This window comes from Geomicrobium sp. JCM 19037 (assembly GCF_000698105.1).
Taxonomy (GTDB): domain Bacteria; phylum Bacillota; class Bacilli; order Bacillales; family Marinococcaceae; genus Geomicrobium_A.
The window spans coordinates 35,004-57,422 of the sequence record NZ_BAWZ01000024.1; the positions used below are offsets into that span (position 1 = coordinate 35,004).

Sequence of the window (22,419 nt, forward strand, 5' to 3'; positions counted from 1 at the left end):
TCTCGAAGAAAGGAGGAGTCATCATGCCAAAAGTAACGGTATTTAACCAAAGCGGTTCACAAGTTGGAGACATCGAACTTGTTGATGCTGTTTTTGGTATTACACCAAACGAAAGTGTTGTTCATGATGCCGTCGTAATGCAACAAGCTTCCCTTCGTCAAGGAACGCAGAAAGCGAAAACTCGCTCTGAAGTTCGTGGCGGTGGTGCAAAGCCTTGGCGTCAAAAAGGAACAGGTCGTGCTAGACACGGTTCAAACCGCTCACCAATTTGGAAAGGCGGTGGTGTGGTCTTCGCACCAACACCAAGAACTTACGGCTACAACCTACCGAAAAAGGTTCGTCGTCTAGCGATTCGCTCAGTTCTTTCTGATAAAGTACAAAACGATGCATTGATTGTTGTTGATGAGTTAAGCTTCGAAGCACCAAAGACGAAAGAAATGGTACAAATTCTTTCTAATCTGTCCGCAGAGAAAACACTCATTGTTACTGCAGAGCGCAATCAAAACATCGAAAGATCTGCTAGCAACCTTCAGAACGTCAAAACGATTACAGCTACTGGCGTAAACGTTCTTGATGTGATCAAGTACGACAAAGTGATCATTACGAAGGAAGCTGCAGAGAAGGTAGGGGAGGTGCTTAGCTAATGGATGCACGCGATGTGATTAAGCGCCCGGTCATTACGGAACGCTCTACTGAACTGATGGAAGATAAGAAGTATACGTTTGAAGTAGATATTAGAGCGAATAAAACGCAAATCAAGCAAGCAATCGAAGAAATCTTCGAAGTTGATGTTGAGAAAGTCAACACGATCAAATACAAGCAAAAGTTTCGTCGTTTCGGACGTTATGAAGGCTTTAAACCTGCGAAGAAAAAAGCGATTGTAACACTTAAAGCAGACAGCGAAGAGATCGAGATCTTCGGCGAAGCTTAAGTTTTAATGTAAAGGAGGGAAATGAAAATGGCTGTAAAACGTTATAAACCGACCACAAACGGTCGTCGTTTCATGACAGGGAAAGACTTCTCTGAAATTACAACGAACACACCTGAGCGCTCTTTGCTTGCGCCACTGTCTAAAAAGGCAGGTCGTAACAACCAAGGTCGTTTGACAACACGTCATCAAGGTGGCGGTCACAAACGTAAATACCGTATGATCGACTTTAAGCGTAACAAAGACCAAGTAGAAGGACGAGTAGCGACAATTGAGTACGATCCAAACCGTTCGGCGAACATTGCACTCATCCACTACATGGACGGAGAAAAGCGTTACATCTTAGCACCTAAAGGTCTAAAAGTCGGCAACTCAATCTACTCTGGATCAGAAGCTGACATTAAACTCGGTAACGCACTTGAGCTTAAAGATATTCCAGTTGGTACGAACGTACACAACATCGAATTGAAGCCTGGCCACGGCGGACAACTCGCTCGTGCTGCAGGATCACAAGCACAAATTCTTGGTCGTGAAGGAAAATACACGTTAATTCGCCTTCGTTCTGGTGAAAACCGTTTGATCCTTTCAACGTGCCGTGCGACAATCGGTCAGGTTGGAAACCTTGAGCATGAACTCATTAATGTTGGTAAAGCAGGCCGTAGTCGCTGGATGAACAAACGCCCAGTTGTACGTGGTTCTGCAATGAACCAGCGGATCACCCTCACGGTGGTGGTGAAGGACGCGCGCCAATCGGTCGTGTTGCACCAGTATCTCCTTGGGGTCAACCAGCAATTGGTTACAAAACGCGTAAAGGCAAGAAAGACTCTGACAAGTATATTGTTCGTCGTCGCAACGCGAAGCGTAAGTAATTGCCGAGAAGGCCAGACGATTGCTGCGCCCCTGATAACAGCAACGCCTTTGCTGTGTCGGGCGCTGTCAACGTCGTTTTATACATTTGAAGGGAGGCATTCACATGGGACGTAGTCTTAAAAAAGGCCCTTTTGCCGATAGCCACTTGCTTAACAAAATTGAAGCAATGGATGATAACAACAGATCTGTCATTAAAACATGGTCACGTCGTTCTACCATCTTCCCGCAATTTGTAGGTCATACAATTGCTGTTTACGATGGTCGTAAACACGTTCCGGTTTACATTCAAGAAGATATGGTTGGACATAAACTCGGAGAGTTTGCACCAACAAGAACGTATCGTGGACATGATAAAGACGATAAGAAAACGAAACGCCGCTAATTAGAGAGGAGGTTCACTCATGCAAGCTAAAGCTGTTGCGAAACAAGTTCGTGTTGCTCCTCGTAAAGCAAGAATGGTTGTTGATCTTGTCAGAGGTAAGGAAGTTGGAGAAGCCATTTCAATTTTGCGTCATACACCAAGAGGTGTTTCGCCGATCGTTGAGAAGGTTCTCAATTCTGCTATTGCGAACGCTGAACACAATTACGAACTCGATGCTGAAAACTTATACGTAAGTGCAGCATTTGTAGATGAAGGAGTTACCTTGAAGCGCTTCCGCCCAAGAGCCCAAGGTCGTGCGTCTAGAATCAACAAGCGCACTAGTCACATTACAATTATTGTTTCTGAGAAGGAGGAGGGATAGAGCGTGGGTCAAAAAGTAAACCCTGTCGGTCTTCGTATCGGCGTCATTCGTGATTGGGAATCGAAATGGTACGCTGGGAAGGAATATGCAGATCTTTTGCATGAAGATATTAAGATTCGTGAATTCCTTGAAGATCGCCTCAAAGATGCATCATTGTCTAAAATCGAAATCGAACGTGCTGCTCGTCGTGTGAACATCAACATCCATACTGCGAAACCAGGAATGGTAATCGGTAAGGGTGGTTCTGAAGTCGAAGCACTTCGTAAGAAGCTAAATGAAATTACTGGCAAGCGTGTTCATATCAACATTTCTGAAGTGAAAGTTACTGACATGGACGCTCGTCTAGTCGCAGAAAACATTGCTCGTCAATTGGAAAACCGTGTGAGTTTCCGTCGTGCGATGAAGCAATCGATCCAACGCACAATGCGTTCTGGAGCAAAAGGGATTCGTACAGAAGTAAATGGACGTCTTGGTGGAGCAGATATGGCTCGTTCTGAAAGCTATAGTGAAGGTACAGTGCCACTTCATACACTTCGTGCCGACATTGATTACGGAACAGCTGAAGCTGATACGACTTTCGGTAAAATCGGCGTAAAGATCTGGATCTACCGTGGAGAAGTCCTTCCCACGAAAGGTAAGAGCAACGAGGAAGGAGGCAACTAAACATGTTAATGCCTAAACGCGTTAAATATCGCCGCCAATTCCGTGGCCGTATGCAAGGTCGTGCGAAAGGCGGAACAGAAGTAAACTTTGGTGAATACGGTCTTCAAGCCCTTGAACCATCTTGGGTAACGAACCGTCAAATCGAATCAGCACGTATCGCGATGACTCGTTACATGAAGCGTGGCGGTAAAGTATGGATTAAAATCTTTCCTGATAAGCCTTACACAGCAAAGCCTCTAGAAGTTCGAATGGGTTCCGGTAAAGGTGCTCCTGAAGGCTGGGTAGCTGTCGTAAAGCCAGGTAAAATCATGTTTGAAATTGCAGGTGTAAACGAAGAGGTGGCACGTGAAGCATTGCGTCTTGCGTCTCACAAGCTTCCGATTAAATGCAAATTCGTGAAACGTGAAGATATGGGTGGTGAGGCAAATGAAAGCTAAAGAAATTAGAGATCTGACAACGACTGAGATCGAACAAGAAACAAAGTCTTTGAAAGAAGAATTGTTTAACCTTCGTTTCCAGCTAGCTACTGGTCAGTTGGATAATCCTGCCCGCATCCGTCACGTACGTAAAGAAATCGCTAGAGCCAATACAGTTCTTCGTGAAAGAGAACTTGGCATTACTCGTGGATAATTAAAGGAGGGGCAAACGTAATGACTGAACGTAATAATCGTAAAGAATTAACGGGCCGTGTTGTATCCGACAAAATGGATAAAACAATCACTGTTGTTGTTGAAACGTATAAACGTGATAAGTTATACGGCAAGCGTGTTCGTTACTCAAAGAAATACAAAGCTCACGATGAAAACAACGAAGCAAAAGTCGGAGATATCGTACGCATCATGGAAACACGTCCACTTTCCAAAGATAAGTACTTCCGCCTCGTGAAAATCGTTGAAGAATCCGTGATTATCTAAGACATCCTTTTGTTGAAGGGAGGCAAATGACATGATCCAGCAAGAATCAAGATTGAAAGTAGCAGATAACTCTGGTGCTCGTGAAGTACAATGCATTAAAGTACTTGGTGGTACTGGACGTAAGACAGCGAACATTGGTGACACGATCGTGTGTGCAGTCAAGAATGCAACACCTGGCGGCGTTGTCAAAAAAGGTGAAGTTGTCCGCGCCGTTATCGTACGTTCACGCAGTGGCGTTCGTCGTAACGACGGTTCATATATCAAGTTTGATGAAAACGCAGCAGTAATCATTCGTGACGACAAAGGGCCGAGAGGTACACGTATTTTCGGACCAGTTGCACGTGAGTTACGTGATAAGCAATATATGAAGATCGTATCTCTAGCACCTGAGGTACTTTAAAGATACGAAACAACGGTTATCGAGGAGGTGCGACTAAATGGCGCAGCCAAAATTACACGTGAAAACTGGCGATAAAGTCAAAGTAATCACTGGTAAAGATAAAGGAAAAGAAGGCGTGATCCTTAAAGCTCTTCCGAGTAAAGAGCGAGTGATCGTCGAAGGCGTAAATGTAGTAAAGAAACATGCAAAGCCAACTCAAGAAAACCCACAAGGCGGTATTCTTAACGAGGAAGCAGCCATCCATGTTTCTAATGTGATGCTCATTGACCCGAAAAGCGGAGAACCAACGCGAGTGGGTTACAAGCACGAAGACGGCAAAAAAAGTACGTGTTGCAAAAAAATCAGGTGAAGTGATCGATAAGTAACACCTGTTGAAAGGAGGTCCTTGATCATGAACGCTTTAAAAACTCGTTACAAACAAGAAATTGTGCCTCGTCTACACGAGCAATTCAAATACGATTCGGTCATGGCCGTACCAAAGATCGAAAAAGTTGTGATTAACATGGGTGTCGGTGAAGCCGTAAACAACCCTAAATCACTCGATAGCGCGGTAGAAGAGCTTGCGACGATCTCTGGTCAAAAGCCAGTCGTTACAAAAGCGAAAAAGTCAATCGCTGGCTTTAAGCTTCGTGAAGGCAACCCAATTGGAGCAAAAGTTACACTTCGCGGAGAGCGCATGTATGATTTCCTTGAGAAATTGATCCATGTATCCCTTCCACGTGTACGTGACTTCCGTGGTGTGTCAAACAAAGCATTTGACGGTCGTGGAAACTACACGCTTGGTGTAAAAGAACAGTTGATTTTCCCTGAAATTGAGTACGACAAAGTTGATAAAGTACGCGGAATGGATATCGTAATTGTAACTACGGCTGATTCGGATGAAGAATCCAGAGCACTTCTTACAGAAGTCGGAATGCCATTCCAAAAATAATGAACGATATTCATCTAAACATGAAGGAGGGAAAGACTCTTGGCAAAAAAATCAATGGTTGCCAAACAACAACGTCCTCAAAAGTATAAAGTTCGTGAATATACACGTTGTGAACGTTGTGGACGGCCACACTCCGTCATTCGTAAATTCAAGCTTTGCCGGATTTGTTTCCGAGAGCTTGCATACAAAGGCCAGATTCCTGGTGTGAAAAAAGCCAGCTGGTAAGAGCCTTATATAAGGAAGGAGGTACATCAATATGGTTATGACAGATCCGGTTGCAGATATGCTAACAAGAATTCGCAATGCGAACACTGTACGTCACGATAAACTAGAACTTCCAGCTTCAAACGTGAAGCGCGAAGTAGCAGAAATCCTCAAACGTGAAGGATTCGTTCGCGATGTAGAATTCGTTGATGATAAAAAACAAGGTGTTCTTCGCATCTTCTTGAAGTACGGGGAGCAAAACGAACGAGTAATTACAGGTCTAAAAAGAATTAGTAAGCCTGGTCTTCGTGTATACGCGAAATCAGAAGAGATTCCACGTGTACTCAGTGGTTTAGGTATCGCAGTCATTTCAACATCTCAAGGGGTAATGACTGATAAAGAAGCGCGTCAAAAGAATATCGGAGGCGAAGTACTCGCTTACGTTTGGTAAGAAGTTACTGAAGAATGGAGGTGCGACATTATGTCACGTATCGGTGTAAATCCTTTAGAGATTCCTAAGGATGTTACGATTACGTTGGATGGTGGTCACGTAACGGTCAAAGGACCAAAAGGCGAACTGTCCAACACGTTTAATACAGACATTAAGATTTCGATTGAAGATGACGTGCTTACTACAAGCCGTCCATCAGATCATAAAGACCACCGCTCTTTACACGGAACGACAAGAAGCCTTATTGGCAACATGGTCGAAGGTGTAACGAATGGTTTCGAGAAAACACTAGAACTTGTTGGTGTTGGTTATCGTGCATCGAAGTCTGGCGAGAAACTCGTCCTTAACGTCGGGTATTCACACCCTGTTGAGTTCGACAAGATCGAAGGCATCGAAATTGACGTTCCTGCAAACAACAAAGTTGTTGTAAAAGGAATCGATAAGCAGCTTGTAGGTGCGATTGCTTCTGACATTCGTTCTGTGCGTAAGCCTGAACCTTACAAAGGTAAAGGAATTCGCTATAGCGGAGAGATGATTCGTCGTAAAGAAGGTAAAACAGGTAAGTAATTTTATAGATGAACCGGTTTTGTTTGCTCGGTACAAACGAAACCAGCGAACGGCACGAAAGGAGGAAACATTCTCATGGCGAAGAAAATGTCAAAGAACACTGCGCGCCAGCGTCGCCAAAAGAGCATTCGTCTTAAGGTGCATGGCACGACAGAGCGCCCGCGTCTTAACGTATTTCGTTCAGCGAACCACATTTACGCTCAATTGATCGATGATCAAAAAGGGGTAACAGTTGTTGCTGCGTCCACAATGGATAAGGACATCAACGTAGACCACGGAGGAAACGTTGCAGCTGCAAAAGAAGTAGGAGCGCTAGTTGGGAAACGTGCCACTGAAAAAGGATACGATAACGTCGTATTTGACCGCGGCGGGAACGTATACCACGGACGTGTTGCAGCGCTTGCAGATGCAGCGCGCGAAGCAGGATTGAAATTTTAAAGGTCGAAGGAGGGAAATTACATGATCGATCCGAACAAACTGGATCTTGAAGAAAAGGTTGTTGCCATCAACCGTGTAGCAAAAGTTGTAAAAGGTGGCCGTCGCTTCCGTTTCGCAGCGGTTGTTGTTGTCGGAGACCGTAACGGACATGTTGGTTTTGGAATCGGAAAAGCCCTAGAGGTACCAGAAGCTATTCGCAAAGCGATTGAAGACGGAAAGAAAAATCTGATCAGTGTACCACGTGTTGGAACAACAATTCCTCACGAACTTATCGGACGTTTCGGAGCAGGTAAAGTACTTCTTAAGCCTGCTAGCGAAGGTACTGGAATTATTGCGGGTGGACCGGTTCGTGCCGTGCTAGAACTTGGCGGTGTTGGAGACATCTTGTCTAAATCTCACGGTTCAAACAACCCAATCAATATGGTTCGTGCCACATTGCAAGGGTTAACTTCATTGAAAACTGCAGAAAACGTAGCAAAACTTCGCGGTAAAAGCGTTGAAGAGTTGCTAGGATAAGGAGGGAAATGTCATGGCAAATAAGCTAGAAATCACCCTCAAACGCAGTCTTATCGGGCGTCCTGAAGATCAACGCGTGACGGTGAAGACACTTGGGCTTCGTAAAGTCAATCACTCGGTCGTACAAGAAGATAATCCAGCGATCCGAGGAATGGTTAACAAAGTATCCCACCTTTTGAACGTTAAAGAAATTAAAGGTTAGTCATAATTGAAAAGACAGGAGGTGTGAGTTGATGAAACTACATGAGTTGAAGCCATCTGAAGGATCCCGCAAACGCGGTATTCGTGTAGGTCGTGGTTACAGTGCGAAACGCGGAAATCGTGCTGGACGCGGTGAGCATGGTCAAAAGTCTCGTTCAGGCGGGAATGTACGTCCAGGCTTTGAAGGTGGTCAAAATCCAATTTACAAGCGTTTGCCTAAACGTGGGTTCACGAACCCAGGACGCAAAACGTATAGCATTGTAAATGTTGAGACACTGAATCAATTCGATGAAGGTACAGAGATTACACCAGAGCTTCTCATCGAAAACGGTGTTGTTAAAAAAGAGAATCATGGGATCAAAGTACTTGGTAACGGTAGTCTAAACAAAAAACTTACCGTAAAGGCAAACAAGTTCTCTGCATCTGCAGTTAAGGTGATTGAAGGAGCCGGCGGTACAACAGAGGTGGTCTAATGTTTAAGGCGCTCGCCAATATTTTTCGAGTCGCTGATCTGCGCCGCAAGATTTTATTCACCTTGTTAATGCTCGTCGTATACCGTATGGGTACGTTCATACCGGTTCCTGGGGCAGACAGTGATCAGTTATCTTTTCAAGATGAAGCAAGCGCCTTTGGTTTCCTAGATACATTTGGGGGCGGGGCGTTAGGGAACTTCTCGATCTTCGCGATGGGAGTCTTCCCTTATATTACTGCCTCGATTGTCGTCCAGCTTTTAAGAATGGACGTTGTTCCGAAATTTACGGAATGGTCGAAGCAAGGCGAAGCAGGGCGTAGAAAGCTTGCGCAGTTTACTAGATATTTCACTGTTGTGTTAGCATTTGTTCAAGCATTAGCAATGTCAATCGGCTTTAACACGCAATTCCCTGGATTAATTCCTGATCCGAGTGTTACGACGTATCTCATGATTGCTTTAATCATGACAGCAGGTACAACGTTCTTGATGTGGTTAGGGGAACAAATTACCGCACAAGGCGTCGGAAACGGGATTTCGATTCTCATCTTCTCAGGTATTGCTGCTGGTATACCTAATGGTGTGAACATGATCTATGCAACGCAAATTCAAGACCAAGGCGACCAGATATTCATGGGTGTCGTCACGATTCTTTTATTGGCGTTAGCAGTTTTACTCATTATCGTTGGTGTTGTCTTCGTACAACAAGCGATTAGAAAAGTTCCGATCCAATATGCAAAGCGTGTCGTTGGGCAAGGCAATACAGCTGGTGCTCAATCCACACACCTTCACTCAAAGTAAACTCGGCGGGGGTAATTCCAGTCATTTTCGCAATGGCTCTCTTTATTTTCCCACCAACAGTAGCTGGTTTCTTTGCAGATGGTAGTGGCATTGCACAATGGATCGTTGATAACTTTAATTACAACAATCCAATTGGCCTGATCTTTTACGTCGGCCTAATTATCGCATTTACGTATTTCTATACGTTTGTGCAAGTGAATCCCGAAACTATGGCTGAAAACTTGAAAAAACAAGGCGGCTATATACCTGGGGTAAGACCTGGTAAAGCGACTGAGCTTACCATTCGTCGCATCTTGTACCGCCTCACCTTCGTCGGCGCTCTGTTTTTGGCCACAGTATCCATCATTCCGATTTTCTTTACGAGTCAGCTAGGGTTGCCTCAACAAATACAAATCGGGGGTACTGGATTACTCATCGTAGTTGGTGTTGCACTTGACACGATGAAACAAATCGAAGGTCAGCTAATCAAACGGAGTTATAAAGGTTTTATCAAATAAATCATTTGGTAAAGCGATGATAGGAGAGGTAACATCATGAATTTAATTTTAATGGGACTTCCCGGAGCTGGTAAAGGAACACAAGCAGATCGCATTAGTCGAGAGTATGGAATTCCCCATATTTCCACTGGCGATATGTTCCGCGCAGCGATCAAGGAAGAAACCGAGCTAGGCATAAAAGCAAAGAGTTACCTTGATGAGGGAGGACTCGTCCCTGACGATGTAACCATTGGGATTGTAAAAGAACGTCTTGAACAAGATGATTGTAAAAACGGTTTTCTGCTCGATGGTTTCCCGCGTACACCTGTACAGGCGAAAGCATTGGAGGATATGCTCTCTGACATGGGCCGAACGCTAGACTACGTTCTCAACATTGATGTTCCAAAAGAGAAGTTAGTCGAGCGATTAGCTGGACGAAGAGTATCTCCATCCTCAGGCAGAAGCTACCACGTGATCTATAATCCGCCGAAGGTTGACGGTGTTTGTGATGTAGACGGCAGTGAATTGATTCAACGTGACGATGATAAGCCAGAAACGGTGAAAAATCGTCTCGAGGTGAATATTGAGCAGCAACAACCGCTGAAAGATTTTTACGGAGATAAAGGTTACCTTAAAGATATTCAGGGTGACCAGGATATTAACGAGGTTTTCTCTGAAATTGATCAGTTGTTGAAAGGGCTTCGTGCATGATTATCACGAAAACCGAGCGCGAGCTCAACATTATGCGCCTGGCAGGTCAAATCGTTGCTGAGACACATGCTGAACTTAAAAAATACATTCAGCCTGGTGTAACGACGGGTGAATTGGATGGAATTGCCGATTCTTACATTCGTTCACGTGGTGCAGAACCATCATTTAAAGGGTATCATGGATTTACAGGGAGCATTTGCACTTCTGTCAATGAAGAACTCGTTCACGGGATTCCGGGAAAGCGTGTTTTGCAAGATGGAGACATCATCTCCATCGACATTGGTGCTAAAATCCAAGGGTATCACGGGGACTCCGCTTGGACGTATGCAGTAGGGACGATCAGCGAAGAGAACAAAAAACTCTTGGATGTTACCCGGGATGCCTTGTACGAAGGTCTTGCAGAAGCAAAACCGAAAGAAAGGCTCTCCAATATCTCTCATGCAATTCAGACGTACGTTGAGAAGCATGGATTTTCGGTCGTGAGAGAGTATGTGGGTCATGGAGTTGGGCAAAACTTGCATGAAAATCCACAGATTCCGCATTACGGTCCTCCTGGGAAAGGCCCTAGGCTAAAACCCGGAATGGTCCTTGCCATTGAACCGATGATTAATATGCAAGCAAGATACGTTCATACCCTGGATGATAACTGGACAGTGGTCACATCTGATGGAAAGAACTGCGCACATTTTGAACACACCATTGCCATCACGGACACGGGATATGAAATTCTAACCAAGTAGTAAACAAGGTGGTCGTAAATGGAGAACGTACCGGTTTTTCAAATCGGGGAAATTGTTGAAGCGACAAAAGGTAGAGACCACGGTAAAATCTACATTGTCGTCGGCAAGTTCGATGATCACTTTGTTGCTGTTGCCGATGGCGACCAAAGAACGTTCAAAACTGCTAAGAAGAAAAACATCAACCATGTAAGAGCGCTTGGGTTTGCTTCCCGAGAGGTGAAGGAAAGTCTTGAGCAAACAGGTCTTGTGACCAATGCCAAAATCCGCCACGGGTTGATTCAGTATTGTAGGGAGAAACCTGTTATAATAAAGGAAGGAGAGTAATCCATGGCCAAAGATGATGTAATCGAAGTAGAAGGCACAGTGATCGAGCCTTTACCGAACGCAATGTTTCGTGTGGAGTTAGATAACGGACACAAGATTCTTGCGCACGTATCTGGCAAAATCCGAATGCACTTTATTCGAATCTTACCCGGAGATAAAGTTACTGTGGAGTTGTCTCCATATGACCTATCTAGGGGAAGGATTACGTATCGATATAAATAATCGTCACAGTTCTGCAGACGTGGCCTCCCAAAGGATGCCGATCATAAGGAGGGAAAAAGGATGAAAGTCAGACCGTCCGTCAAACCGATCTGTGAACGCTGTAAGGTCATTCGCCGTAAAGGTACGGTTATGGTGATCTGTTCAAATCCGAAGCATAAACAAAAACAAGGATAAAAAACAAGGAGGTGCATGAGTTTGGCACGTATTGCTGGTGTCGATATCCCTCGTGATAAACGTGTAGTGATTTCACTCACTTATGTATACGGGATTGGTAAGAAGACTGCTGAGAAAGTACTCGATGAAGCGAACGTTTCATCAGAAACGCGCGTTCGTGATCTTACTGATGAAGAACTAGGACGCATTCGTACAGTTGTAGGAAACTACAACGTAGAAGGTGATCTTCGCCGTGAGAAGTCATTAAACATCAAGCGTCTTATTGAAATCGGATCTTATCGTGGTATTCGTCATCGTCGCGGGCTTCCTGCTCGTGGTCAGAAGACAAAGAACAACTCACGTACAGTAAAAGGTCCTCGTAAGACGATCGCTAATAAAAAGAAATAAATGATAAAGGAGGTCTATTCAGATGCTAAGCCTAAGACAACAACACGTAAACGTCGCCAACGTAAACAAGTGGATTCAGGAATTGCTCACATCCGCTCAACGTTTAACAATACGATCGTGACCATTTCAGATTTACAAGGAAACGTTCTTTCCTGGGCAAGTGCTGGTAACCTTGGATTTAAAGGTTCCCGTAAATCTACGCCGTTTGCTGCACAAATGGCTGCAGAAAGCGCAGCGAAGTCAGCGATGGAGCACGGCATGAAAACTGTTGAGGTTGCCGTTAAAGGACCTGGTGCCGGACGTGAAGCAGCAATCCGCTCTTTGCAAGCAACAGGCCTTGAAGTGAATGTCATTCGTGACATGACGCCAGTACCTCACAACGGTTGTCGTCCCCCGAAACGTCGGAGAGTTTAACACCATAGAGGTTAAAATAACCGGATTGTGTCAATAATGGTTAGATGTGGCGCCAGAGTTATGGTGAACAGTGTCAATCACTGCCTTTAAGGGAAAAGCGGAAAGACGTGCTGAGCACGCCTTTTCGGATTCCGACGTTTTTAAGGAGGAAATCGAATGATTGAAATCGAAAAGCCAAGCATTGAAACGATCGAAGTCAGCGAGGATGCTAAGTACGGCAAATTCGTTGTGGAGCCTTTGGAACGTGGCTATGGTACGACTTTAGGGAACTCCTTGCGTCGAATCCTATTATCCTCCCTCCCAGGGTCTGCGATTACCAATGTTCAAATTGATAGTGTTCTTCATGAATTCTCAACGGTTGAGGGTGTCGTAGAAGACGTTACAACGATCATTTTGAACTTGAAACAGTTAGCTCTGAACATTCATTCTGACGAAGAGAAAGTGCTTGAAATCGATGCAAACGGAGAAGGTGTCGTAACTGCACGTGATATTAATCATGACAGTGATGTTGATATCTTGAACCCAGACCTTCACATTGCAACGCTTACGAAAGGTGCACAGCTTCATATGCGTATGACAGCTAAGCGCGGGCGTGGCTATGTCCCGGCTGAAGGGAACAATCATGAAGACTTGCCGATTGGTGTTCTTCCGATTGACTCCATCTTTACACCGGTCTCTCGCGTAAACTACCAAGTGGAGAATACGCGTGTGGGTCAGATTACAAACTACGACAAACTAACGCTTGATGTTTGGACAGATGGCAGCATCCGTCCGGAAGAAGCGGTATCTCTTGGCGCTAAGATTATGAACGAGCACCTAAACATCTTCATTGGCTTGACCGATCAAGCTCAGAATGCGGAGATTATGGTGGAAAAAGAGGAAGACCAGAAAGAGAAAGTGCTGGAGATGACAATTGAAGAACTGGACTTATCTGTCCGTTCGTACAACTGTTTAAAACGCGCCGGCATTAATACGGTTCAAGAACTTACTCAGAAGTCTGAAGAAGACATGATGAAAGTGCGCAACCTTGGCCGTAAATCACTTGAAGAAGTACAAGAAAAGCTTGGAGAATTAAGTCTCGGGCTAAGAAATGAAGAGTAAGTTTCTCATTAGAAGACGGCTGATCGGTCTTCTTTCTAATGTGTAACAACAAAGAATACAGGCTCATGATGAAGGAGGGGAACGAAAATGGCATACGCAAAGCTAGGACGTGACAGTTCTGCGCGTAAGGCACTTTTCCGCGATCTTGCAACTGATTTGCTCATCAACGAAAAGATTGTGACGACAGAAGCGAAAGCAAAAGCTTTACGCCCACTCGTCGAGAAAGTGATTACGCTCGGAAAACGCGGCGACCTTCACGCTCGTCGTCAAGCGGCATCTTTCATTCGCAATGAGAACGTAACGGAGGATGCAGACAGCGAAACTGCAGTTCAGAAATTGTTCAGTGACATTGGTCCACGTTATGAAGATCGCCAAGGTGGTTACACGCGCATCGTTAAGATGGAGCCACGTAAAGGTGACGGTGCACCGATGGCTGTCATCGAACTCGTATAATTTCTCACTTAGGCAGGACGATCTCACACGTCACTGCCTTTTTCTTATACTAGCAACCAGATTGGGGGAAGCTCCTGTGCAGAAAACCATTATTGATTGTCGTGATCTTTATTTTACATATGAAGAAGAACAAGACTGGATCTTAAACAATCTTTCGTTTCAAGCTTATCGTGGTGAATGGATAGCGATACTCGGAACGAACGGTTCGGGGAAATCAACGCTTGCCCGAATGCTAAATGCACTGCTTATCCCCACATCAGGAACTACAGAGGTTGATGGGCTTCGAACAGATGAAGAAGATCATATTTGGGAAATACGCCAAAAAGCTGGGATGGTTTTTCAAAACCCTGACCACCAATTTGTCGCAGCGACCGTTCGCGACGATATTGCTTTTGGACTGGAGAATGCAGGTATCAGTCGTGAGCAGATGATTGAGCGTATTCAAGCGGCGAGTGAGCAGGTCGCGATTGATGATCATCTTGATGCCGAACCTCATCGTCTTTCAGGAGGTCAAAAGCAGCGAGCTGCTATAGCGGGCATTCTTGCTTTACGCCCAGACATCATGATCTTTGATGAATCAACATCCATGCTCGATCCCGAAGGTCGCAAAGAAGTGATGAAGACAATGAACGAATTGCACGAACGTGGATTCACGCTCATTATGATCACTCATGACTTGCAAGAAGCAATGCAAGCCGACCGTGTTGTGTTTATGGAAAAAGGAACAATTGTAAAAGATATGTCAACGGAAGCATTCTTTCAAGATCCAGCGTTCTTAATGGATCGTAATTTTCACTTGCCGTACTTTCTTGAAGTACAAGCATACTTAAATGACAACAAACAACAAGCGTATATGCTAGATGAGGATGAGTGGGTGAAGATGCTGTGCAAATTACATTCAACAACGTAAGTTATACATATATGCCTGGCTCCCCATTTGAAAAAAAAGCATTGGAAGATGTGAATCTAACGATTCGTTCAGGCAACTTCACGACGATTGTTGGCAGTACTGGTTCAGGTAAATCAACACTCATGCAACACGTTAACGGTCTGCTTCTTCCTACTGAAGGAGAAGTTACCGTCGGAAATACAAGCTTCCATCGAAAAACGAAACGAAAGTTCGTTAAGCCTCTCCGGCGGAAAGTCGGTATGGTCTTTCAATATCCAGAACATCAACTGTTTGGCTCAACGGTAGAGGAAGATATTCTATTTGGTCCAATTCAGCATGGGATGGACGCGGACGAAGTGAGCAAAAGAATTCCTGAGTTGCTCGACCTAGTCGGATTACCACAAGATGTACGTGACGGTTCCCCGTTTCAATTAAGTGGGGGGCAAATGCGTAGAGTTGCCATTGCAGGTGTTCTTGCTACTCGCCCAGAAGTGTTGATTCTTGATGAACCGGCGGCGGGCTTAGATCCTGCCGGGCACCGAGCACTATTGGATTTGTTTCAATCATGGCATAAAGAAAACGGACTGACGACCGTACTTGTAACTCATGATATGGAAGATGCATTTCGATATGCTGATGAGGTCGTCGTGATGGGTGACGGTCGCCCAGTTTTGCAAGGGGAACCAGAGCAGGTGTTTCAAGATTCGGACCGCCTGCAAAGCCTAGGGCTTGCAGTTCCCGCTGCTGTCCGAATTAGAGAGAAGCTTAACCGATGTGGCCTATCAATTGACGAATCATTTTTAAGTGCTAAACAAATGGCAACGGCCATTCGCAATGAAGGGGGCAAGTAATATGCTCCAAAACATTGTGATTGGACAATACATTCCGGTGAAATCACCGTTGCACCGCTTGGACTCTAGATCGAAGATCTTAGCGCTACTTCTCATGGCAGTCATCGTATTTTTTGCCAATGATGCGGTAACAAACAGTATGCTAGTCGGTGCAATTGTTATATTTGTTTTATTATCACGTGTACCGCTTAAGTTTTTCTTAAAAGGCATGTTGCCGATCTTTATATTAATTTTCTTCACGTTTTTTTTGCATGCGTTTTTTACAAATGAAGGAGAAGTGTTATTTACGTTTCTTGGATGGTCCATTTATTCTGGCGGACTCGTTCAAGGTTTTTATATCGCCGTTCGAATTGGATCACTTGTCATTATTGCATCATTACTTACGTTAACGACATCGCCAATTGACTTAACCGACGGTTTTGAAGCGTACCTTCGACCTTTCAAAAAAATCGGGGTACCATCTCATGAAATTGCGTTAATGATGGCCATAAGCATTCGCCTCATACCGACGCTCTTACTTGAAGCTGACCGTATCTTAAAGGCACAGTCCGCCAGAGGGGCAGACTTCACTGAAGGTTCACTCAAGACGCGATTGAATACGATGACTGCATTTATCATTCCGCTATTTGTACGATCGTTTAAACGAGCCGAGGACATGGCAACAGCAATGGATGCAAGAGGATACCGAGGCGGTGAAGGCAGAACAAAGTTGCGTGTGTTGAAGTGGAAGCTACGAGACACCATCGCCATCATCATCGTAATTACGCTAGGTGTCCTGTTATGGATGGCACGATCATAGAATCAAGAGGTGAAAAAAGATGCCTAGATTAAAAGCGGTTTTGGCGTACGATGGAACTCATTTTTCTGGATGGCAAGTGCAACCAGAAAAGCGTACGGTGCAAGGAGAGATTGGCCGAGCACTCGGCACTTTGCACCGGATGGCACATGCTGAAAACGTTACCGCGTCAGGCAGAACGGACAGCGGTGTGCATGCCGTCGGACAAGTTGTCCACTTTGATTCACAACTAGCCATCCCTGAGGAGAGGTGGCCAAAAGCAATTATGTCACTCTTACCTGATGATATTCTCATCCAGCGTGTGGAAGTCGTTCGAGATGATTTTCATGCAAGATACGATGCTGTGGAAAAAGAGTATCGCTATTACGTGCAAATCGGTAAAAACCGTGATGTTTTCCAGCGCAACTACACCCATCACGTGTATACGGATCATTTAGACAGTGAAGCGATGAACAAAGCATTGGAGAAACTGGTCGGTAAATATGACTTTTCATCCTTTTGTGCAAGCAATACGAGCGTCGTTGATAAAGTCCGGACACTGAAGCTCGCACAAGTACAACCATTCGCTGAGCATACGTTGATGTTTCGCTTTCGCGGAGAGGGGTTTCTCTACAATATGGTGAGAATTATTGTAGGAACTGTACTGGAAGTCGGACAGGGGCGTCGCACTGTAGAAGAGATCACAACCATTCGTGATGGGAAAGATCGCAGGCTTGCAGGAAAAACAGCACCTGCACAAGGATTGTACTTATGGGAAGTGGCGTATCGTGGTGAATAAGCGGGCTGAGCGCGCGGATGAGAAACCGATTCCGAAAAGCCGTGTACGAGGAAAATTACAGAAGATCATGACCTCATCGAAAAGCGCTCCCTACAGGCAATAGACGAACATTTTTTTCGTGATAATAATTGACTTTTTCCTCTGGATATTATACGATGTTAGTTGGCATTTCAAACTCCACTGCCCCGGAGAATGAAATATACGAGAACAAAAACGATTGCTAAATAAATGAATGATCATGAACGAGGAGGTTCCATCATGCGTACAACTTTTATGGCTAAAGCAGAAGAAATTGAACGTAAATGGTATGTGATTGACGCAGCAGGTCAAACGCTCGGACGTTTGGCTAGTGAAGTAGCGACAATCCTACGTGGAAAGAATAAACCAGAGTTCACACCACACGTTGACACAGGTGATCACGTGATTATCATCAACGCTGAGAAGATCGAACTTACTGGAAACAAGTGGAATGACAAGGTTTACTATCGTCACAGCGGTTACCGCGGTGGGCTTAAAGAAACACGCGCGATCGACATGCGCAAGAACAAGCCTGAGAAAATGATCGAACTTGCGGTTCACGGCATGCTTCCAAAGAATGCTCTCGGTCGTCAAACGATCAAGAAGCTTCACGTATATGCAGGTTCTGAACACAAGCACGCAGCACAAAAACCAGAAGCTTACGAGCTACGCGGATAATTAGAGGAGGGTTTGAATTGGCAGCTTTGCAATATTACGGTACAGGCCGTCGTAAGAACTCGACTGCACGTGTGTTCGTCACACCAGGCAGCGGGAAAGTAATGATTAACAAGCGTGATATGGATGAGTACTTCAACTACGAAACGTTGAAGATGGTTGTCCGCGCGCCATTCGTTGAAACAGGAACAGAAGGACAATACGACATTAAGGTAAACGTTCATGGCGGAGGATACACAGGCCAAGCAGGCGCAATCCAGCTCGGCGTATCCCGTGCACTTCTTGACGTTGATCCTGAATATCGTAAAGTTCTTAAAGAAAAAGGATTCCTTACTCGTGACCCGAGAATGAAAGAGCGTAAGAAATACGGTCTTAAGTCTGCACGTCGTGCACCACAATTCTCGAAGCGTTAAGCAGTCTTTTATACAACAACGTTTATGCCCTCTTTGCATATTAAAGCAAAGAGGGTTTTTATATTGGAATCGTAAGTAACGTCCATAGAGACGGGTTTGTCCAGTTGATTGGGAGAACTGAATAAAGGATGAGAGACAGACGAAGTCAAGATGACGTATCCGCCAGTCAGATAGCTTATGCTCTGATATGTGATATAATAACAGAAAATGATCGATGAGGATGGTATTTGATATGGGGAATGTTCAATCTGTTCATGAATTGATGCGGTACATTTCGAAAATGAACCGTGAAAATTCTGTTTGCCAATTTTAAATCCCTGGGAAAGGGACGTTTACACTCGTTCTTCAAGAAGAAGATGACAAAGAGCCTTCCATCCAGATGACGCTTCTGCTAACCCTGCACTTGATCAAATGATGAAAGAAAGCAAAAAACAATACGAGAAAGATTTAGGGCATTCCACAAAAGGTCTCTTAGATTCGCTGTCTTCTGAGGACTATATTCATGACGAGTCTTAGCGTTATATGGCCTCCAGTCGTAAAACAGAAACTTTTACAATATAAAAGTGATTATTTTACACCAGAAGAAACGTTAGATTATCGCTCAGATCATTCTTGAAATCGATGATATACTTCAAAATCCGATTATTGGTCAAACCTATACAGAAGAATTTGGTCCATATGAATGAATATCACGTATGGTCGTAAAAAATTTAGAGTGTACTTTGAACGGGTGGATGACGATATTGTTATTCTTGCCATTTTATTTCCTGGTGAAGATAAATCATTCCTTTAAAAGCCGATCGCTTTTGCTCTCGGCTTTTTTTGGGGTGTGCCCGGCATGTGCATGGGCTCTAGGGTTGAAGTCCTGAACACCTAAAAAAGAAAAACGTATTCGTGTTTAGGTACATTCCTTTATTTGTCAACGGGAGATAATTTTGATAGTATTACTTTCGCAGGTGTGCTCATTTTGTGAGTATAGTTTAGCCCCTTGAAACCCTAGCAAAAATTGGTTAAGACGTTCATATCTTATAATCAGTTAATGTTTTTTAGGAAATGGAGGAAAAAGAATGACGAAATTTTCGTGGTCAAAATTAATGTCTTTCACAATGTTGATCACTGTATTGGCTTTGGCAGCATGTGGCAATGGAGATACTTCAGACGAAGAACCAACGGATGACTCGGATGCTGAAACAGAAGAAAGTGTTGACGAGGGCGCTGATGAAAGTACAGATACAAGTGCAGAATCTGAACCAAAAGTTACTGAGTTTGAACCCGCATTTCCAGAACAAACAAGAGCACCTGAAGTAGAGACTGAAGCAGAACTTGATGTGGAAGTTGTTGCTGAGGGTCTTGATGTGTCTTGGGGTATGGAAGAGTTTGATACAAACCGCTTATTGGTTACGCAAAGAGATTCAGCAGAGCTTCTTATTGTAAATCTTGAAGATGGCTCTGTTTCAGATGCAATTGAAGGTACACCAGAAGTAAATAACGAAGGTCAAGGTGGTTTACTTGATGTGACCATTGCACCTGATTTTGACGAATCAAGATTAGTATTTATGACGTTTGCTCAAGATCTTGAAGACGGTACGGTAACGGCAGTCGGTAAAGGTGTTTTATCAGAAGATGAAGACTCACTTGAAGATTTTGAAGTCATCTTCCAAGCGGAACCAGCTTATGATGGTGACTTACACTATGGTGGACGTATTATCTTTGATGATGAAGACAACTTATTCTTAACAACGGGTGAGCGGTCAGATGATCCAATTCGCGAACGTGCACAAGACTTAGATGCTTACTTAGGTAAAGTCATTCACATCACACAAGATGGAGAAGCAGTAGACACGAATCCATTTATCGAAGATGAAGACGCACTAGATGGTATTTACAGCTACGGTCACCGTAATATTCAAGGTGTGGACTTCCACCCTGAAACCGAAGACTTATGGATTGTTGAATTCGGTCCACAAGCTGGGGATGAACTGAATATTATTGAACCGGGTGCTAACTATGGATGGCCAGTTGTTTCCTATGGGATTGAGTACACGGGCGAATTAATTAATGATGGAATTTCTGAACACGAAGCGCAAGGCTTTGTTGAACCCGTATATTATTGGGATCCAACAAGTGCACCAAGTGGTATGTCATTCTATGATAACGACGCCATTCCTGAATGGGAGAACGACTTGTTCATCGGTGGTTTAGCCCCGAACTATATCGTGCGTGTCGTTATTGAAGATGACCTCGTCGTTGGAGAAGAACGCCTGCTAACTGAAGAAGGCGAACGTTTCCGTGATATTCTTGTAACGGATGACGGCGCCTTATTGCAAGTACTGATGGCGGTTCGATCTATAAGGTTGCTGCAGCAGGTGAAGGCACAGAAGAAGACGATGTTGATACTGATGAAGACGACGCTGAATAATTTATTATTCTTTACAAGCATCTAACTTAAGGTGCTTAACAATAGTTAAAAAGCAGGCGTTCATGGAAGTACATGAACGCCTGCTTCTTTTTGGGCTCTACACTAAATGTTGGGTTGAAAAACAACTGAGGAAAATAAAATACGCAGGCTCTTTTGTCTTCTATACTTGAATTTGCGGAAACAAGTCATAGACAAGGAGCCACGTATCCATGCATTTCTAAGGTTTTTAAGGTGCCGAGCTTTAAATCGGGTTATGCCGATTTAATTTGCTTAAGGCCGATTGGATTGCAATTTATCATTAGGAAATTGAATGCTCGGGCCGTCATGCACGTGCAATTGATACGCATCTGATCCTTGCTGAATGTTATAAGCAAGCTCAATCGAAGTTTGTTCACCGGCATTTAGCTGCTGTTCTTGAACGTTAACGATTTGCATATCATCTGGCGCATCTTGAAGTTGTTCAATGAATGGTGATATAGGGAACGGCTCGACCGTTGTTTCTATCTCAAACCGTTCGTAAAAGCGTTGGTCGATGTGGACGGAATCGGTCGCTTCAATTTCAACGGTTACATAAAGCAGCATTGAATCGGCACTCAACGTTAAAGCTTCTTTGTTTTCCTCTTCAGTTACCCCTGTTACGTGCGTAATGTTTGCAGTAAAATCATTTCCTTCATATGAACTTTCAACTGCCTCATTAAGTGTGGAAGAAGAGCAAGCGGTTAACATAGCCAAGACAATCATTACAACAATGGATTTCATCAACGTCACTTCCTCATCTCCTTTTTTACTAGGGTAACAGGAAAAGGTATACTATGAGAAGATGGGGAAGGGGAGTTCAAATGCTTGTATCTTTGTTATTAGGGATCGCTACGGTTAGCGTGCTCGCACTCGTTGCATGGATGTCAGCAAATGTAAACATCCTTTTGAACGGGGCAGGCATTGTCATTATTGTGTCTTTAGTAGTTGGTGGGTTTGTTGTTGGGATTACGAAAAGAAGCGCGTTGACTAGTGAGAATTTTGAGACGAATATAGAAAGGGCAAACCGACACCGCTGGGCGATTTATTTCCTGCTTTTTAGTAGTCCGTCTGTCGTCGTGTTAATCGGTCTTTTTACCATGTACTGGATATGAGGTGTAACGTTGACACAAACAAAAGATATGACTGTCAAAAAAATCATTAATGAGTGGGATCCGCAATTGTTGCTTCTTGGCGGCGCGCCTCTGGACGAATATGAAGTGGAAATTAAACAAATCATCGATCAACTGGAAAAGACGTCCGATGCGAATCACTTGGCGAATCGGATAAAACAAATATTAGATGAGTCGTTTTCAGATGACCATGATTGGAACGCTTGCGTTCGTGTAGCCCATATCATCTGGCAGGAACTGAGTAGCAACCATTAGTATTTGCATGTTGCTGCGAATCATACTGTCAAATGTTTCTCGTGGAACATTCGGCAATTCCCAGTCATGAATCCAGCGA

The 22,419-nt window shown here is 44.2% G+C and carries 36 protein-coding genes and 3 pseudogenes; 38 read left to right on the forward strand and 1 reads right to left on the reverse strand.

The window, feature by feature from the left end; all coding sequences use genetic code 11:
* Positions 1-23: 23 nt before the first annotated feature.
* The 36 genes and pseudogenes from rplD to JCM19037_RS14045 all read left to right on the forward strand — a co-directional run bounded on the left by rplD (position 24) and on the right by JCM19037_RS14045 (position 20,962).
* Positions 24-644 carry a 50S ribosomal protein L4 gene (gene rplD, locus JCM19037_RS13875; RefSeq protein ID WP_042402113.1) on the forward strand — a complete coding sequence of 207 codons (621 nt, stop codon included), beginning with the start codon at positions 24-26 and terminating at the stop codon, positions 642-644.
* Complete coding sequence (gene rplW / locus JCM19037_RS13880) at positions 644-931, forward strand: 50S ribosomal protein L23 (RefSeq protein WP_042402114.1); 288 nt, start codon at positions 644-646, stop codon at positions 929-931. The genes rplD and rplW overlap by 1 nt, the downstream gene beginning before the upstream one ends.
* A 27-nt stretch (positions 932-958) precedes the next feature.
* A pseudogene (gene rplB / locus JCM19037_RS13885) lies at positions 959-1,797 on the forward strand (50S ribosomal protein L2).
* A gap of 104 nt (positions 1,798-1,901) precedes the next feature.
* The gene (gene rpsS, locus JCM19037_RS13890; RefSeq protein ID WP_042402116.1) at positions 1,902-2,180 is read left to right on the forward strand and encodes a 30S ribosomal protein S19; all 279 of its coding nucleotides are present in this window, start codon (positions 1,902-1,904) and stop codon (positions 2,178-2,180) included.
* Between the two features lie 19 nt (positions 2,181-2,199).
* Positions 2,200-2,541: a 50S ribosomal protein L22 gene (gene rplV, locus JCM19037_RS13895; protein WP_042402119.1), complete on the forward strand. Its 342-nt coding sequence runs from the start codon at positions 2,200-2,202 to the stop codon at positions 2,539-2,541.
* 3 nt (positions 2,542-2,544) lie between these two features.
* Positions 2,545-3,204 (forward strand): 30S ribosomal protein S3, encoded by a 660-nt coding sequence (rpsC, locus tag JCM19037_RS13900; protein WP_042402120.1) that lies wholly within the window; start codon positions 2,545-2,547, stop codon positions 3,202-3,204.
* Between the two features lie 2 nt (positions 3,205-3,206).
* Positions 3,207-3,641, forward strand: a complete 435-nt coding sequence (rplP, locus tag JCM19037_RS13905) for a 50S ribosomal protein L16 (RefSeq protein ID WP_042402124.1) — start codon at positions 3,207-3,209, stop codon at positions 3,639-3,641.
* Positions 3,631-3,834 carry a 50S ribosomal protein L29 gene (rpmC, locus tag JCM19037_RS13910; RefSeq protein ID WP_042402127.1) on the forward strand — a complete coding sequence of 68 codons (204 nt, stop codon included), beginning with the start codon at positions 3,631-3,633 and terminating at the stop codon, positions 3,832-3,834. Before rplP ends, rpmC begins: the two co-directional genes overlap by 11 nt.
* Before the next feature lie 20 nt (positions 3,835-3,854).
* Positions 3,855-4,118, forward strand: coding sequence for a 30S ribosomal protein S17 (gene rpsQ / locus JCM19037_RS13915; RefSeq protein ID WP_042402130.1), 264 nt, complete (start codon positions 3,855-3,857; stop codon positions 4,116-4,118).
* A 31-nt stretch (positions 4,119-4,149) separates the two neighbouring features.
* Positions 4,150-4,518 carry a 50S ribosomal protein L14 gene (gene rplN / locus JCM19037_RS13920; protein WP_042402133.1) on the forward strand — a complete coding sequence of 123 codons (369 nt, stop codon included), beginning with the start codon at positions 4,150-4,152 and terminating at the stop codon, positions 4,516-4,518.
* A 37-nt stretch (positions 4,519-4,555) separates the two neighbouring features.
* A pseudogene (gene rplX / locus JCM19037_RS13925) lies at positions 4,556-4,883 on the forward strand (50S ribosomal protein L24).
* Positions 4,884-4,909: 26 nt separating this feature from the next.
* Positions 4,910-5,449, forward strand: coding sequence for a 50S ribosomal protein L5 (gene rplE / locus JCM19037_RS13930; RefSeq protein ID WP_042402136.1), 540 nt, complete (start codon positions 4,910-4,912; stop codon positions 5,447-5,449).
* 39 nt (positions 5,450-5,488) lie between these two features.
* A complete protein-coding gene (locus JCM19037_RS13935) occupies positions 5,489-5,674 on the forward strand; it encodes a type Z 30S ribosomal protein S14 (protein ID WP_042402139.1) in 186 nt (61 codons plus the stop codon).
* 31 nt (positions 5,675-5,705) lie between these two features.
* Complete coding sequence (rpsH, locus tag JCM19037_RS13940; RefSeq protein ID WP_042402141.1) at positions 5,706-6,104, forward strand: 30S ribosomal protein S8; 399 nt, start codon at positions 5,706-5,708, stop codon at positions 6,102-6,104.
* 30 nt (positions 6,105-6,134) lie between these two features.
* Positions 6,135-6,671 (forward strand): 50S ribosomal protein L6, encoded by a 537-nt coding sequence (gene rplF, locus JCM19037_RS13945; RefSeq protein WP_042402143.1) that lies wholly within the window; start codon positions 6,135-6,137, stop codon positions 6,669-6,671.
* Positions 6,672-6,746: 75 nt separating this feature from the next.
* Positions 6,747-7,109 (forward strand): 50S ribosomal protein L18, encoded by a 363-nt coding sequence (gene rplR / locus JCM19037_RS13950; protein ID WP_042402146.1) that lies wholly within the window; start codon positions 6,747-6,749, stop codon positions 7,107-7,109.
* 21 nt (positions 7,110-7,130) lie between these two features.
* A complete protein-coding gene (gene rpsE / locus JCM19037_RS13955) occupies positions 7,131-7,625 on the forward strand; it encodes a 30S ribosomal protein S5 (RefSeq protein ID WP_042402149.1) in 495 nt (164 codons plus the stop codon).
* Between the two features lie 13 nt (positions 7,626-7,638).
* Complete coding sequence (rpmD, locus tag JCM19037_RS13960; RefSeq protein ID WP_042402152.1) at positions 7,639-7,827, forward strand: 50S ribosomal protein L30; 189 nt, start codon at positions 7,639-7,641, stop codon at positions 7,825-7,827.
* A gap of 31 nt (positions 7,828-7,858) precedes the next feature.
* Entirely contained in the window at positions 7,859-8,299 is a 441-nt protein-coding gene (gene rplO / locus JCM19037_RS13965) for a 50S ribosomal protein L15 (RefSeq protein WP_042402154.1), read from the forward strand.
* A pseudogene (gene secY / locus JCM19037_RS13970) lies at positions 8,299-9,593 on the forward strand (preprotein translocase subunit SecY). The gene rplO and the pseudogene secY overlap by 1 nt, the downstream one beginning before the upstream one ends.
* Positions 9,594-9,629: 36 nt before the next feature.
* Positions 9,630-10,283 carry an adenylate kinase gene (locus JCM19037_RS13975; protein ID WP_042402157.1) on the forward strand — a complete coding sequence of 218 codons (654 nt, stop codon included), beginning with the start codon at positions 9,630-9,632 and terminating at the stop codon, positions 10,281-10,283.
* Positions 10,280-11,023: a type I methionyl aminopeptidase gene (gene map / locus JCM19037_RS13980; protein WP_042402160.1), complete on the forward strand. Its 744-nt coding sequence runs from the start codon at positions 10,280-10,282 to the stop codon at positions 11,021-11,023. The genes JCM19037_RS13975 and map overlap by 4 nt, the downstream gene beginning before the upstream one ends.
* Before the next feature lie 18 nt (positions 11,024-11,041).
* The gene (locus JCM19037_RS13985; protein WP_042402162.1) at positions 11,042-11,347 is read left to right on the forward strand and encodes a KOW domain-containing RNA-binding protein; all 306 of its coding nucleotides are present in this window, start codon (positions 11,042-11,044) and stop codon (positions 11,345-11,347) included.
* Between the two features lie 3 nt (positions 11,348-11,350).
* Positions 11,351-11,569 (forward strand): translation initiation factor IF-1, encoded by a 219-nt coding sequence (infA, locus tag JCM19037_RS13990; RefSeq protein WP_042402165.1) that lies wholly within the window; start codon positions 11,351-11,353, stop codon positions 11,567-11,569.
* 60 nt (positions 11,570-11,629) lie between these two features.
* Complete coding sequence (gene rpmJ, locus JCM19037_RS24430; protein WP_042429335.1) at positions 11,630-11,743, forward strand: 50S ribosomal protein L36; 114 nt, start codon at positions 11,630-11,632, stop codon at positions 11,741-11,743.
* Between the two features lie 21 nt (positions 11,744-11,764).
* The gene (gene rpsM, locus JCM19037_RS13995; RefSeq protein ID WP_042402168.1) at positions 11,765-12,130 is read left to right on the forward strand and encodes a 30S ribosomal protein S13; all 366 of its coding nucleotides are present in this window, start codon (positions 11,765-11,767) and stop codon (positions 12,128-12,130) included.
* Entirely contained in the window at positions 12,131-12,544 is a 414-nt protein-coding gene (gene rpsK, locus JCM19037_RS14000) for a 30S ribosomal protein S11 (RefSeq protein ID WP_042402171.1), read from the forward strand.
* 156 nt (positions 12,545-12,700) lie between these two features.
* The gene (locus tag JCM19037_RS14005; RefSeq protein ID WP_042402173.1) at positions 12,701-13,645 is read left to right on the forward strand and encodes a DNA-directed RNA polymerase subunit alpha; all 945 of its coding nucleotides are present in this window, start codon (positions 12,701-12,703) and stop codon (positions 13,643-13,645) included.
* Between the two features lie 87 nt (positions 13,646-13,732).
* Positions 13,733-14,098, forward strand: a complete 366-nt coding sequence (rplQ, locus tag JCM19037_RS14010; protein ID WP_042402176.1) for a 50S ribosomal protein L17 — start codon at positions 13,733-13,735, stop codon at positions 14,096-14,098.
* A 76-nt stretch (positions 14,099-14,174) separates the two neighbouring features.
* Positions 14,175-15,008 carry an energy-coupling factor transporter ATPase gene (locus tag JCM19037_RS14015; protein ID WP_042402179.1) on the forward strand — a complete coding sequence of 278 codons (834 nt, stop codon included), beginning with the start codon at positions 14,175-14,177 and terminating at the stop codon, positions 15,006-15,008.
* Positions 14,984-15,838, forward strand: a complete 855-nt coding sequence (locus JCM19037_RS14020) for an energy-coupling factor transporter ATPase (RefSeq protein WP_042402215.1) — start codon at positions 14,984-14,986, stop codon at positions 15,836-15,838. Before JCM19037_RS14015 ends, JCM19037_RS14020 begins: the two co-directional genes overlap by 25 nt.
* A gap of 1 nt (position 15,839) precedes the next feature.
* Positions 15,840-16,637, forward strand: a complete 798-nt coding sequence (locus JCM19037_RS14025) for an energy-coupling factor transporter transmembrane protein EcfT (protein ID WP_042402180.1) — start codon at positions 15,840-15,842, stop codon at positions 16,635-16,637.
* A 19-nt stretch (positions 16,638-16,656) separates the two neighbouring features.
* Entirely contained in the window at positions 16,657-17,412 is a 756-nt protein-coding gene (gene truA, locus JCM19037_RS14030) for a tRNA pseudouridine(38-40) synthase TruA (RefSeq protein ID WP_042402183.1), read from the forward strand.
* Between the two features lie 258 nt (positions 17,413-17,670).
* Entirely contained in the window at positions 17,671-18,108 is a 438-nt protein-coding gene (rplM, locus tag JCM19037_RS14035) for a 50S ribosomal protein L13 (protein ID WP_042402185.1), read from the forward strand.
* 17 nt (positions 18,109-18,125) lie between these two features.
* Positions 18,126-18,518 (forward strand): 30S ribosomal protein S9, encoded by a 393-nt coding sequence (gene rpsI / locus JCM19037_RS14040; protein WP_042402188.1) that lies wholly within the window; start codon positions 18,126-18,128, stop codon positions 18,516-18,518.
* Between the two features lie 1,067 nt (positions 18,519-19,585).
* Positions 19,586-20,962, forward strand: a complete 1,377-nt coding sequence (locus JCM19037_RS14045; protein ID WP_238544732.1) for a PQQ-dependent sugar dehydrogenase — start codon at positions 19,586-19,588, stop codon at positions 20,960-20,962.
* Positions 20,963-21,207: 245 nt separating this feature from the next.
* On the opposite strand, the gene JCM19037_RS14050 is transcribed toward JCM19037_RS14045, so the two are convergent.
* A complete protein-coding gene (locus JCM19037_RS14050; protein ID WP_042402191.1) occupies positions 21,208-21,705 on the reverse strand; it encodes a hypothetical protein in 498 nt (165 codons plus the stop codon).
* Positions 21,706-21,776: 71 nt separating this feature from the next.
* On the opposite strand from JCM19037_RS14050, the gene JCM19037_RS14055 reads away from it, so the two are divergent.
* On the forward strand, positions 21,777-22,067 hold the full coding sequence (locus tag JCM19037_RS14055) for a hypothetical protein (protein WP_042402194.1): 291 nt from the start codon (positions 21,777-21,779) through the stop codon (positions 22,065-22,067).
* 9 nt (positions 22,068-22,076) lie between these two features.
* Positions 22,077-22,340, forward strand: a complete 264-nt coding sequence (locus tag JCM19037_RS14060; RefSeq protein WP_042402197.1) for a DUF1871 family protein — start codon at positions 22,077-22,079, stop codon at positions 22,338-22,340.
* Positions 22,341-22,419: the final 79 nt, after the last annotated feature.

What these genes read in the sequence shown, in the direction of transcription:
- rplD (WP_042402113.1), top strand. Translation starts at nt 24, where the DNA reads ATGCCAAAAGTAACGGTATTTAACCAAAGCGGTTCACAAGTTGGAGAC.
- rplW (WP_042402114.1), top strand. Translation starts at nt 644, where the DNA reads ATGGATGCACGCGATGTGATTAAGCGCCCGGTCATTACGGAACGCTCT.
- rpsS (WP_042402116.1), top strand. Translation starts at nt 1,902, where the DNA reads ATGGGACGTAGTCTTAAAAAAGGCCCTTTTGCCGATAGCCACTTGCTT.
- rplV (WP_042402119.1), top strand. Translation starts at nt 2,200, where the DNA reads ATGCAAGCTAAAGCTGTTGCGAAACAAGTTCGTGTTGCTCCTCGTAAA.
- rplP (WP_042402124.1), top strand. Translation starts at nt 3,207, where the DNA reads ATGTTAATGCCTAAACGCGTTAAATATCGCCGCCAATTCCGTGGCCGT.
- rpmC (WP_042402127.1), top strand. Translation starts at nt 3,631, where the DNA reads ATGAAAGCTAAAGAAATTAGAGATCTGACAACGACTGAGATCGAACAA.
- rpsQ (WP_042402130.1), top strand. Translation starts at nt 3,855, where the DNA reads ATGACTGAACGTAATAATCGTAAAGAATTAACGGGCCGTGTTGTATCC.
- rplN (WP_042402133.1), top strand. Translation starts at nt 4,150, where the DNA reads ATGATCCAGCAAGAATCAAGATTGAAAGTAGCAGATAACTCTGGTGCT.
- rplE (WP_042402136.1), top strand. Translation starts at nt 4,910, where the DNA reads ATGAACGCTTTAAAAACTCGTTACAAACAAGAAATTGTGCCTCGTCTA.
- rpsH (WP_042402141.1), top strand. Translation starts at nt 5,706, where the DNA reads ATGGTTATGACAGATCCGGTTGCAGATATGCTAACAAGAATTCGCAAT.
- rplF (WP_042402143.1), top strand. Translation starts at nt 6,135, where the DNA reads ATGTCACGTATCGGTGTAAATCCTTTAGAGATTCCTAAGGATGTTACG.
- rplR (WP_042402146.1), top strand. Translation starts at nt 6,747, where the DNA reads ATGGCGAAGAAAATGTCAAAGAACACTGCGCGCCAGCGTCGCCAAAAG.
- rpsE (WP_042402149.1), top strand. Translation starts at nt 7,131, where the DNA reads ATGATCGATCCGAACAAACTGGATCTTGAAGAAAAGGTTGTTGCCATC.
- rpmD (WP_042402152.1), top strand. Translation starts at nt 7,639, where the DNA reads ATGGCAAATAAGCTAGAAATCACCCTCAAACGCAGTCTTATCGGGCGT.
- rplO (WP_042402154.1), top strand. Translation starts at nt 7,859, where the DNA reads ATGAAACTACATGAGTTGAAGCCATCTGAAGGATCCCGCAAACGCGGT.
- JCM19037_RS13975 (WP_042402157.1), top strand. Translation starts at nt 9,630, where the DNA reads ATGAATTTAATTTTAATGGGACTTCCCGGAGCTGGTAAAGGAACACAA.
- map (WP_042402160.1), top strand. Translation starts at nt 10,280, where the DNA reads ATGATTATCACGAAAACCGAGCGCGAGCTCAACATTATGCGCCTGGCA.
- JCM19037_RS13985 (WP_042402162.1), top strand. Translation starts at nt 11,042, where the DNA reads ATGGAGAACGTACCGGTTTTTCAAATCGGGGAAATTGTTGAAGCGACA.
- infA (WP_042402165.1), top strand. Translation starts at nt 11,351, where the DNA reads ATGGCCAAAGATGATGTAATCGAAGTAGAAGGCACAGTGATCGAGCCT.
- rpmJ (WP_042429335.1), top strand. Translation starts at nt 11,630, where the DNA reads ATGAAAGTCAGACCGTCCGTCAAACCGATCTGTGAACGCTGTAAGGTC.
- rpsK (WP_042402171.1), top strand. Translation starts at nt 12,131, where the DNA reads ATGATAAAGGAGGTCTATTCAGATGCTAAGCCTAAGACAACAACACGT.
- JCM19037_RS14005 (WP_042402173.1), top strand. Translation starts at nt 12,701, where the DNA reads ATGATTGAAATCGAAAAGCCAAGCATTGAAACGATCGAAGTCAGCGAG.
- rplQ (WP_042402176.1), top strand. Translation starts at nt 13,733, where the DNA reads ATGGCATACGCAAAGCTAGGACGTGACAGTTCTGCGCGTAAGGCACTT.
- JCM19037_RS14025 (WP_042402180.1), top strand. Translation starts at nt 15,840, where the DNA reads ATGCTCCAAAACATTGTGATTGGACAATACATTCCGGTGAAATCACCG.
- truA (WP_042402183.1), top strand. Translation starts at nt 16,657, where the DNA reads ATGCCTAGATTAAAAGCGGTTTTGGCGTACGATGGAACTCATTTTTCT.
- rplM (WP_042402185.1), top strand. Translation starts at nt 17,671, where the DNA reads ATGCGTACAACTTTTATGGCTAAAGCAGAAGAAATTGAACGTAAATGG.
- JCM19037_RS14045 (WP_238544732.1), top strand. Translation starts at nt 19,586, where the DNA reads ATGACGAAATTTTCGTGGTCAAAATTAATGTCTTTCACAATGTTGATC.
- JCM19037_RS14055 (WP_042402194.1), top strand. Translation starts at nt 21,777, where the DNA reads ATGCTTGTATCTTTGTTATTAGGGATCGCTACGGTTAGCGTGCTCGCA.